The organism is Treponema sp. R6D11 (assembly GCF_054786075.1).
Genome location: NZ_BDHD01000366.1, coordinates 1 through 1,250, shown reverse-complemented (window position 1 = coordinate 1,250; position 1,250 = coordinate 1). Strand labels below are relative to the sequence as shown.

General features: G+C 35.8%; 1 protein-coding gene and 1 pseudogene. Both read right to left on the bottom strand.

The features are described from left to right. Positions 1 to 923: pseudogene (locus ACYVTD_RS13170) on the bottom strand (acyltransferase family protein); the annotation flags it as partial. 148 nt (positions 924 to 1,071) lie between these two features. Further along, positions 1,072 to 1,224, bottom strand: a complete 153-nt coding sequence (locus ACYVTD_RS13165; RefSeq protein ID WP_461248194.1) for a hemolysin III family protein — start codon at positions 1,222 to 1,224, stop codon at positions 1,072 to 1,074. Positions 1,225 to 1,250 lie beyond the last annotated feature (26 nt).

The following is a 1,250-nucleotide window of genomic DNA, read 5'->3' as shown; positions in this document are numbered from 1 at the left end:
TTGATTAGGTTAAAATATTTTAATGAATATAAAAGTGCATAGAATGCTAGCGGGTGGAACAGGAAGATTGTATAACAGTTGGTTTTGTATTGGTCGAATATCCAGCCAAATATTTTGCTTTTGCACAGGAATTTTATAAACTTAATAATTTGATTTTTAATTAGGTAAAGAAGAGATAGTAATCCTATGTTATATACTACGAACATGATATTTGGCGGAAATTTATTTGCTTGCATATCTATAGGATATAGTTTGAAATATGCTGCAGATCCGACAAAGATTGAGGAGAGAATGATGATGGTTACCAGTTTTTGATTTTTAATTTGCTTCAGGCTAACATAATATAGCCCGAGATATGTGAAGAAGGAGTATGTTATGATGTGTTTTATGTAATTTGAATTATCAAAAGGTATTTCTTTGACGAAAGATAAAATAATAACTAGTGCTAGGAAAAATATAAGAGGGATAGACTTTTTGAAACGGTTTGTGGCTTTGTTATAATAACTTTTTAGAAATGGGTATATTGACATGACCAACAGATATGTTGGTACGAACCAGAGAGCGTAGCGCAGATGAACTAAGTTTGTTTGTTGAGTTTGAAAAATTGCAAACCAGCTAAACGCTAGGCTGCTTGTCGTTATGTTTTGGCGGTAGCCAGATAAGAGAGTTATGGTTATGCAAACTATGGAATAGCACCAGTATGGGATTACGATTCGCTGGAGTTTTGAAGGATAATAGCTTGTTAGTGTTCTTTTTGAGAAATAATTGCTTGCGCCTGTGATAAAGAAGAAAAGTGGCATTTCGAAAAGCATGAAAGAACGAAACATCTGGAGAAGTTGAGGCTCTTGAGTTATTAGCCCGAGCTTTTTCGTCCAAAAAAGGCAATGAATAATTACTACCCATATCATTGCGAAGGCTCTAAAAAGGTCTAGAGTTTCATCTCTCTCTCTCTCTCTCTCTCATGCATTAAAGTCTCCTTATTTACATTAAGTGCAGTAGTATTAGAAGAAAGTGTAGAAAACTGCCGATTACGACAAAGATATGGAAGACGGAATGTATATATTTCAATTTTTATCCGAACGCATAAAAAACTGCGCCGATTGTGTATGAGACGCCGCCGTACAGCAAGAGGTCGATGCCTTGTTGGGATAGGAACTGCGGGAGGATGCTTGCTTTTGCGACTATGGACCAACCCATGACAAGGTAACATATCATTGAGGGGATATTATATTTTTTGAGGTCTATTGAAG